Here is an 8,680-nt window from a genome sequence, read left to right as displayed (position 1 = left end):
CACGCCCGGGCGGTTCGGCCCCCCGCCGGGGCAGCCCGGGGGCGCAACTCCGCCCGGCCCGGCCCCCCCGCCCCCCCCCCCGGGGTAATGCCGGGGGGGCGCCCCGCGCGGACCCGGGGGGGGGCCGCCGTCGTGGACTCGGTCCCTGCCCGACCGGCCGGTCAGCGGCCGGCGGTCTGCCCGCCGTCGACGGGCAGGGTCACACCCGTCACGAACGGCGCGTCCTCCAGGTAGAGCACCGCCTCGACGATGTCGTCGATCTCGCCCATGCGCCCCACCGGGTGCAGGCCCGCCAGCATCTCGTGGGTCTCCACCGGGTGCATCGGGGTCTTGATCGTGCCCAGCGCCACCGCGTTCGCCCGGATGCCCTGCGCCGCGTACTCGGTCGCCAGCGCCCGGGTCGCCGCCTGCAGGCCGCCCTTCGTCAGGGACGCCAGCACCGACGTCACCTTCGCGTCCGCCTGGTCACCGAGGCTGCTGGAGATCTGGACGACGTGTCCCCCGCCCTGCTGGAGCATCCGCTCCACCGCCAGCTGCGTGATCCGGAAGAAGCCGTCGACGTTCACCCCGATCACCGCCCGGTACTCCTGCGCGGTGTACTCCGTGAACGGCTTCGCCACGAAGATCCCCGCGTTGTTGACCAGCGTGTCCACCCGGCCGAACCGCTCCACCGCCGTCGCGATCACCCGCTCCGCGGTGTCCCATTCCGCGATGTCCCCCCGCACCGCCACCACCCCCGGGTCCGCCGACTCGCCGATGTTGCGCGACGTGGCCACCACCGCGTACCCCAGCTTCCGGTACGCCTCGACCAGACCGGCACCGATGCCCTGAGACGCACCGGTGATGACCGCGACCTTCTGACCCTCAATGCTCATGGTGTTTCTTCTCCAGTGGGGGGATGTCATGGGAATCCGGTACTAGACGACCGGTCACATACAAAGTAGACGACCGGTCGAGAACTGTCAAAGACCCGGAACCCTGACGGGGGCGACGCCGCCGGAGGCGGCTTCCCGGGGAGCGGGCGGGTCCAAACGGTGCGGGAACCCGATGCGCAGCACGAACGCCGCCGCGGCCGCGGCCAGGACGACCAGTGCCGCCAGGACCAGTGCCTGCTGGTAGCCGTGGCGCAGCAGCGGCGCGACGGCCAGGGGGCCGAGGATCTGACCCACCGAGTAGCCGGCGGTCAGCAGGGCGACCGCGCGCGGGAACCGCAGATGCGTACCGGCCGCGAGGGCGACCGTGCTCACGCCGATGAAGGTGGCGCCGAAGAGGAACGCCGAGACGAGCGCGGCGGCGGGCCCCCCGACCAGGGCGGGCAGGGCGATGCCGGCGGCCTGCACGACCAGCGCGGCGAGCAGCACGTCCGGGCGGGACCGGCGCCGTCCCAGCCACGCCCACAGCGCGGCGGAGGGGACGGCCGCCACCCCGGCCAGCACCCACGCAGCGGTGCCGAGCCGGCCGGGTGAGCCCTGGTCGATCGCGGCGACCAGGAAGGTGCCGGCGATGATGTAGCCGACGCCTTCCAGCGTGTACGACGCGAACAGGGCACCGAACCAGCGGTGCGTGCGCGGCGCCGCCGTCCGCCCCCGCGCTCCGGGGACCGCATCGACCGACACGGCCGCCACGTCCGGCGCGTCCGCCACGTCCGGCGCGTCCGCCACGTCCGGCGCGTCCGCCACGTCCGGCGCGTCCGGCGCGTCCGGCGCGGATTCCGTCCGCATGGTCCACGCCGGCACGGCGAGCAGCGCGGCGAGCGCGGCGGACGCCCACCACGCGGCCCGCCAGTCGGCGAAGCCGCGCAGGACGAGGACGAGCAGGCCGGACAGCGCGATCCCGGCGCCGATCCCGCCGAAGCCCCAGCCGGGCAGGTGGGCCGGGTGCTCGCGCAGCCGCCCGAGGAGCGCGCTGACGGCGATGACGAAGACCGTCGCGCTCACCGCGCCCGCGACCAGCCGGAGCACCAGCCATACGGCGGACGCGTGCGTGAGCGGCATCGCGGCGAGGCTCACGACGAGCAGCACCAGCGAACCGCGCAGGACGGCGGCGGAGCGCGTCAGCCGGGGGAGGAAGGTCCCGGCGAGCGCTCCGGCGAGGTAGCCGACGTAGTTGGCCGTGGCCAGGTGCGCACCGGCCCCGGCCGTCAGGCCCGCCTGAGCGTGCATCAGGGGGAGGATCGGGGTGTAGACGAAACGGCCGACCCCCATGGCCGCCGCCAGCGCCGCCCCGGCCCGGGCCACGTGGGCCCAGGGCGACCCGGGGGTGCCGCCGCGTGCGGCGGCCGGGCGCCGGGTTGATTCGATCATGACGTGTTCCTCGACGGGTGGGCTCCGGGACGGGACCGGACGGACCACGGCTCCCCGTCGCGACCGTGTCCGGGCGGCGGGGAGCCGTGTGGTGCAGCGTGCGGCGGGCGTGCGCCGTCAGGCCTCGCCGTTCGCCTTCCCCGGGTCATTGGGGTGGGCCTGCACGGCGGTGACGGCCGCGGCCATCCACGGCCACAGCGGCAGCGTGCCGAGGACCTTCTCGTACAGTTCGGCCTCGTCGGCGGCGCGCCACAGGCCGATGCTGCGCAGTTCGCCCACGGGGCGCCACAACCGGACGAGGTGGCCGGCGGCGGCCAGTTCCCCGGCGCGGACGGCCTCGGCCGCGCGACGCCGGTCCACCTCGGCGGGGTCGGTGCCCTCGGGGACGGTGGTGGTGAGTTCGACCAGGAACTCCTTCACGGTGTTGCCTCTCTTAGAAACTGCCGGAACCTTCGACGGGCGGGCACGCGGCCGGACCGGTGGCCAACCGCCGGTCCTCCGCCCTTCCACCCTGTGCCCACGGGCCGGGGCGGCGCCACGACCGGAGTCCTCCCTGCTGGGAGGCGGAACCTCGCAACGCGCTCCGCCCGGCGGACGGGGGCCTTCGGCCTCAGTGGTCGGTGACGATCCGCGAGACGTGGTAGGCGCGGATCAGCCAGTCGTCACCCTCGCGCTGCAGGACCAGCGAAAGGTGGACGGCGGCCTCCCAGCCCTCCGCGCCCCGGAAGACGACGTCGGCGAAGCCGCCGGCCACCTGGTCGCCGACGCGGTAGCCCTGCACCTTCCCCACGTCCGCCCAGCGGTCCTCCGTCACGGCCTCGTAGTAGGCGCGGACCGCGTCCCGGCCGGCCGTGGTGTCGGGCCCGAACCCCTGGAACAGGGCGTCCGCGGTGAACAACTCGGCCATCTCGTCCGGCCGGTGGCCGTCGAAGGCGGCCTTCCAGCGGGACAGCGTCTCGCGCATCGGGGCGTTCGCGGCGTCCTTCGGGTCAGCGCTCATGTCGGTTCTCCTCTGTGCTCAACGGTAGGAAGAACGGGCGCCCGTCCGCGTGCGGAGGGCGGCCGGATCAGGGATCCGGTCCATGGTAGTCGACCGGTCTAATAAAACTAGTTGGGCGGTCGTATACTGGCAAACACGGGCCGCACCGTGACGCCGGCGCGAAGCCCCCGGCCGACACCGCCCGTCCCGTGCCCACCTCGCGAACGACCGTCGCCGCCCCGCAGGAGGAACACTCACATCATGGTCTCGCCACTGGCCGCACTCGGGGTCGACGCCCCGGTCCTCGCCGCGCCGATGGCCGGCGGTCCCAGCACCCCCGCACTGGTCACCGCGGCCGCCCGAGCCGGCGGCCTGGGCTTCCTGCCCGGCGGATACCGCACCACCGCGGCGCTGGCCGAGCAGATCGCCGCGGTCCGGCCCGAGGGGGTGCCCTTCGGGGTCAACCTCTTCGCACCCAACCCCGTCCCGGTGGACCCCGACGCCTTCCGGCGCTACGCCCACGCCATCGCGCCCGACGCCGGGACGCACGGCATCGACGCGCCGGCGGCGGAGATCGTCGAGGACGACGACCACTGGGCGGACAAGGTCGACCTGCTGCTCTCCGACCCGGTCCCGGTGGTGAGCTTCACCTTCGGCATCCCGCAGGCCTCGGTCGTCTCCGCGCTGCGCGCCGCCGGAAGCCTGGTCGTCCTGACCGTCACCTCGGCCGCGGAGGCCCGGGCGGCCAAGGAGGCGGGCGCGGACGTCCTGGCCGTGCAGGCCTCCGCCGCGGGCGGGCACTCCGGCACACTCACCCCGCAGCACGTACCGGCGGCCGTCCCCCTCGAGGAACTGCTCGGCGAGGTGCGTGCGACGGTGCACCTGCCGCTCGTCGCCGCCGGGGGCCTGGCGATCCCGGCCGCCGTGGCCGGTGCGCTGCGGGCCGGAGCCGACGCGGTCATGGTCGGCACCGTCCTGCTGCGCGCCGAGGAGGCCGGCACCTCCGCGCCGCACCGGGCGGCGCTGGCCGATCCGGCACGCACCGGAACGGTGGTGACCCGGGCGTTCACGGGCCGTCCGGCGAGGGCACTGCGCAACGCCTTCACCGACCGCCACACCGGCCACGCGCCGGCCGGCTACCCGGCCCTGCACCACCTGACCAGCCCGATGCGCAAGGCGGCCGCCGCCGCGGGCGACCCCGAGCGGATCAACCTGTGGGCGGGCACGGGCTACCGTCACGCCACCGAGGAGCCCGCGGAGCGGATCCTGCGGCGGCTGGCGTCCGGAATCTGACCCCGGGCGCGCACGGGCGGGCCGCACACGGCGGCCCGCCCGGTCCCGGCCCCGCCCCTCAGGTCAGGGCGACGCCGAGCAGGACCTCCAGCTGTGCGATCGTCTCCTTGGGGTCCTTGGCGTGGACGCCCGCGAGCCCGAGCTGCGCCGCGGGCGCGAGGTACTGCTCGGTGTCGTCGACGAACACGCAGGCCTCGGCGGGCAGACCGAGCTTGTCCAGCGCCAGTTCGAAGATGGCGGGCTCGGGCTTGCGCATCCCGTGGTGCTCGGAGATGACCACCGCGTCGTACGAACCCTCCAGGTCGTAGCCGTCGTAGAGGTCCCACGGCGCGAAGCCCACGGAGTTGGACAGGATCCCCACGCGCACCCCGGCGCGCCGGGCGGCGGCCGCGGCGTCGATCAGGGCCGTCTCGGGGCGGAGGTCGGCGAAGATCCGGCCCATGAGGTTGTCGGGGGCCACGCCGAGGCTGCGGGCCGCCGCGATGTTCCACTCCACCTGGGTGATCGCGCCGCGTTCGAGGTCGTGGGTGCGCCGGGTCCCCTCCTCGTCGAGGTAGAGCGCGGTGATGCACGCGCCCTCGGCCAGTCCCTCGCGCCGCTCGAAGGCGAGCACGGCGGGCAGCAGCGGCGTGGTGAGGACACCGCCGAAGTCGAGGATCAGGCCGGTGCGGTGGGACATGACGGAACTCCAGCGGTAGCGACGAGGACGCCTGCCGCCGCGATGCGGACGCGGCAGCCGCGCGGTGGGCCGTCCGCCGGCGACGCTGCCGCACGGTGCCCGAGGGGGCCGGCCGGGAGCGGCGGCCGCGCAGGCGGCACGCGCGGGGCGACGACCGGACGTCATCCTGCCATCCCCTTCCGCGGCCCGCCCGGCCACCCCTCCCCCGGACCTGGGCGGGCTCCCGGACGGCACTCGCGATGCGTCACCGCCTTGACCGGTGACGCATGTGCGTGCGAGGGTTACCGCCGGGAGAACCCCGGTAACAGGAAAGAAGGTTGGGAATGATCGACAGGCGGAGCTTCGGCAAGGTTTTCGGTGCGGGCGCGGCCGCGGCGTCGCTCGCGGGGCTGTCGGGCCTCGCGTCACAGCCCGCCTCGGCGGCGACGTCGCACGGGCCGCGGCCGGCCACCGGGGGACCCGCACCCGTCCGGGGGACGTACACCTCCCTCGGCGCCCTCAAGCAGGTCGACGCCGGCGTCCTGAACATCGGTTACGCCGAGTCCGGTCCCGCCGACGGCCCCGTGGTGATACTCCTGCACGGCTGGCCGTACGACATCCACAGCTACGTCGACGTCGCGCCCCTGCTGGCGGCGGAGGGCTACCGCGTCATCGTCCCGCACCTGCGCGGCCACGGCACGACGCGCTTCCTCTCCCCCAGGGCCTTCCGCAACGCCCAGCAGTCGGTGGTCGCGCTCGACGTCATCGCCCTGATGAACGCCCTGCGGATCGAGAAGGCGGTCCTCGCCGGCTACGACTGGGGCTCGCGGACCGCCGACATCATCGCCGCGGTCTGGCCGGAGCGCTGCAAGGCCCTGGTCTCCGTCACCGGTTACCTGATCACCAATCGCGAGGCGAACAAGCAGCCGCTGCCGCCCAAGGCGGAGTGGGCGTGGTGGTACCAGTACTACTTCTCGACCGAGCGCGGCCGGCTCGGTCTGGAGGAGAACCGGCAGGACCTCGCCCGGCTGGTCTGGCAGTTCAACTCCCCCACGTGGGAGTTCGACGACGCCACGTTCCGCCGCACCGCGGCGTCCTTCGAGAACCCGGACTACGTCGCCATCGTGCTCCACAACTACCGCTGGCGGCTCGGCCTCGAGAAGGGCGATCCGCGCTACGACCGCCTGGAGCGGCGCCTTGCCGCTGGCCCGATGATCGGGGTGCCCACCATCACCCTCGACGGCGAGGCCGACCCGTTCACCCCGGCCGGGGAGGGGGCCGCCTACCGCGCCAAGTTCTCGGGGAAGTACGCCCACCGCACGCTGAGGGGCATCGGCCACAACGTCCCCCAGGAAGCGCCGGAGGCCTTCGCCGCGGCCGTCGTCGACGTCGACACCTTCTGAGGGCCCGCGCCCACCGGCATGAGGTGGGCGGCGACGTGACCGCCCGTCACGGGGATCGGTTCGGGGCGGGAGCACGGCACCCTCGGGGCCGGGCGACTCGGTCCGCCCCGTTCCGTCGGGCAGGAACCCCCGGGAACGCACGCCACCGCCCCCGGCCGCGGGGCGGACGAGGGCGGTGGCGCCGGCCGGCAGCCGTGCGATCAGCCGAAGGTGAAGGAGTAGGCGCTGAGTCCGGGCGAGAGCTTCAGCGTCAGGACGCCCTGCCGGGACGAACTCCCGGTCACCACGCGGTGGATGCCGGGGGCGCCGGAGACGGTGAAGGTGCTGGTCCTCCCGTCCAGGGTCGCGGTGACGGTCCCCGTGCCGCCGACGTCGAGGTAGACGTCACGGGCGAAGAAGTCCAGGGTGATCCCGGCGTTCCGTCCGCTGGTGATCGCCTCCTCGCCGGCGTCCCAGGTCCCGGTCAGGGCGGCCTGTCCCGGCAGGAGCGTCTGCGGGCGGCCGAACTCACCGGTCCCCGTGGTCACGGGTCCGTTCACCACCGCCGCGCTGCGGCCCGCCCCCAGGGGGATCTCCGGGGTCTGCCTCCCGTCGGTCGGGGTGTCGTCGGGTACGTCGGTGGGGGGCGGCAGCGCGGTGCCGGGGCGTGCGTCGGTGAGCAGCCGCCGGATCAGCGACTCGGTGCCGCCGTAGCCGCCCTCGCCCACGGCGACGTGCCGGACCCTGCCCCGGGCGTCGATCAGGTACTGGGTGGGCCAGGCCTGGTTGCCGAAGCTGTCCCAGGTCGCGTAGGAGTTGTCCAGTGCCACCGGGTAGTCGACGCCGAGCCGCCGGGCGCCCGCCGCGACGTTGCCGGGGACGCGCTCGAAGGCGTACTCGGGGGTGTGCACACCGATCACCACGAGGCCGTCGGACCGGTAGTTCCCGTACCAGGCGTCGACGTGCTCGATGGCGCGCTGGCAGTTGATGCAGGAGTAGGCCCAGAAGTCGACGAGGACGACCTTGCCGGCCAGTGACTCCTTCGTCAGCGGCGCGTTCCCCGGGGTGTTGAGCCACTGCCGGATCCCCGAGATCTCCGGCGCCGCGCCGCAGTCCAGGAGGACGGCGGCCGGTTCCTCCGCGCAGGAGCGCAACTCCCGTGAGCCGGACGGGCCGTGCCCGCCGGGGAGCCCGGGGCCGGCGATCGCGTCGTTGATGCGGGAGGTGTAGTCGGGGACGGCACGCTGCACGGCGTCGGTGAGGTTGAAGGTGAGGCCGAAGGCCAGGACGACGAAGGTCAGTCCGGCGGCGAACCGCACCCCCCGCTGCCGTTCCCGGAACGCGCGCACCCGCTCGCCGACCCTCCGGCCCGCGAGCGCGAAGAAGAGCAGCGGCACCGCCGTGCCGACGGCGAAGGCGACGGCGAGCACGACCGTCCCCGCGCCGATCCGGTGCGTGGCCCCGGCGACGGCGATCGCCGCCAGGACGGGCCCGGCACAGGGCACGTACACCGTGCCGAGCACGAGTCCCAGGAGGAAACCGCCGCGTCCGCCCCCGACCCGCCGCTGCCCGATGCGTGCGAACGGGCGCTCCAGCAGGTCCTGCACCGCGGGGAACATCATGGCCACGCCGAGCAGGAGCAGCACCCCGAGTCCCACCCACCGCAGGATGTCCGGGGGCACCGGCAGGGCACCGAGCACGAGGGTGCCGAACAGCGTGATGAGGCTGAAGCTGACGACCAGCCCGGCCATCACCGCGTACGGACGGCTCCTGCGCGCCGGTTCAGCCGCCTGCCCGGACGCCGGGACCCCGCCCGAGAGGAAGACCAGGGGCAGGACGGGGAGCACGCAGGGGGAGACGGCGGTGACGAATCCGCCGACCAGCCCGATGAGCAGCAGCGTGAGCAAGACGACCTCCGGACGGGGCCCTCACGGACGGCCCCGGGGGGGAACGGCGTGGGGGGGGGGGGGGGGGGGGGGCGGGCCGGGCGCGGCCGGCGGCGGGGGGGGCCGGGGCGCCGGGGGGCGGGGGGGGCCGGGTGGCCCGCCCGGCCGCCGGCGCGCGC

At 74.8% G+C, this 8,680-nt stretch carries 8 protein-coding genes; 2 read left to right on the top strand and 6 right to left on the bottom strand.

Translation table 11 applies throughout. The features are described from left to right. Positions 1-161: 161 nt before the first annotated feature. The 4 genes from ACFV3E_RS45630 to ACFV3E_RS45615 all read right to left on the bottom strand — a co-directional run bounded on the left by ACFV3E_RS45630 (position 162) and on the right by ACFV3E_RS45615 (position 3,303). Positions 162-875: an SDR family NAD(P)-dependent oxidoreductase gene (locus tag ACFV3E_RS45630; RefSeq protein ID WP_500542324.1), complete on the bottom strand. Its 714-nt coding sequence runs from the start codon at positions 873-875 to the stop codon at positions 162-164. 87 nt (positions 876-962) lie between these two features. Further along, positions 963-2,303 (bottom strand): YbfB/YjiJ family MFS transporter, encoded by a 1,341-nt coding sequence (locus ACFV3E_RS45625; RefSeq protein ID WP_500542322.1) that lies wholly within the window; start codon positions 2,301-2,303, stop codon positions 963-965. 117 nt (positions 2,304-2,420) lie between these two features. Then, positions 2,421-2,723, bottom strand: a complete 303-nt coding sequence (locus ACFV3E_RS45620) for a muconolactone Delta-isomerase family protein (RefSeq protein ID WP_500542320.1) — start codon at positions 2,721-2,723, stop codon at positions 2,421-2,423. 190 nt (positions 2,724-2,913) lie between these two features. Continuing rightward, a complete protein-coding gene (locus tag ACFV3E_RS45615; RefSeq protein WP_500542318.1) occupies positions 2,914-3,303 on the bottom strand; it encodes a YybH family protein in 390 nt (129 codons plus the stop codon). A 240-nt stretch (positions 3,304-3,543) separates the two neighbouring features. Here ACFV3E_RS45615 and ACFV3E_RS45610 point away from each other — a divergent pair, with 240 nt between their 5' ends. Further along, positions 3,544-4,575, top strand: coding sequence for an NAD(P)H-dependent flavin oxidoreductase (locus ACFV3E_RS45610; protein WP_500542316.1), 1,032 nt, complete (start codon positions 3,544-3,546; stop codon positions 4,573-4,575). Positions 4,576-4,633: 58 nt separating this feature from the next. On the opposite strand, the gene ACFV3E_RS45605 is transcribed toward ACFV3E_RS45610, so the two are convergent. Next, positions 4,634-5,254 carry an HAD-IA family hydrolase gene (locus ACFV3E_RS45605; RefSeq protein ID WP_500542314.1) on the bottom strand — a complete coding sequence of 207 codons (621 nt, stop codon included), beginning with the start codon at positions 5,252-5,254 and terminating at the stop codon, positions 4,634-4,636. Positions 5,255-5,577: 323 nt separating this feature from the next. Here ACFV3E_RS45605 and ACFV3E_RS45600 point away from each other — a divergent pair, with 323 nt between their 5' ends. Next, positions 5,578-6,636, top strand: a complete 1,059-nt coding sequence (locus tag ACFV3E_RS45600; RefSeq protein WP_500542312.1) for an alpha/beta fold hydrolase — start codon at positions 5,578-5,580, stop codon at positions 6,634-6,636. A gap of 200 nt (positions 6,637-6,836) precedes the next feature. On the opposite strand, the gene ACFV3E_RS45595 is transcribed toward ACFV3E_RS45600, so the two are convergent. Next, complete coding sequence (locus ACFV3E_RS45595; RefSeq protein ID WP_500542310.1) at positions 6,837-8,522, bottom strand: cytochrome c biogenesis protein DipZ; 1,686 nt, start codon at positions 8,520-8,522, stop codon at positions 6,837-6,839. Positions 8,523-8,680 lie beyond the last annotated feature (158 nt).

Origin of the sequence: Streptomyces sp. NPDC059718 (assembly GCF_042733315.1) — a bacterium.
Lineage (GTDB): Bacteria > Actinomycetota > Actinomycetes > Streptomycetales > Streptomycetaceae > Actinacidiphila.
This window is presented reverse-complemented; position numbering and strand designations above follow the sequence as displayed.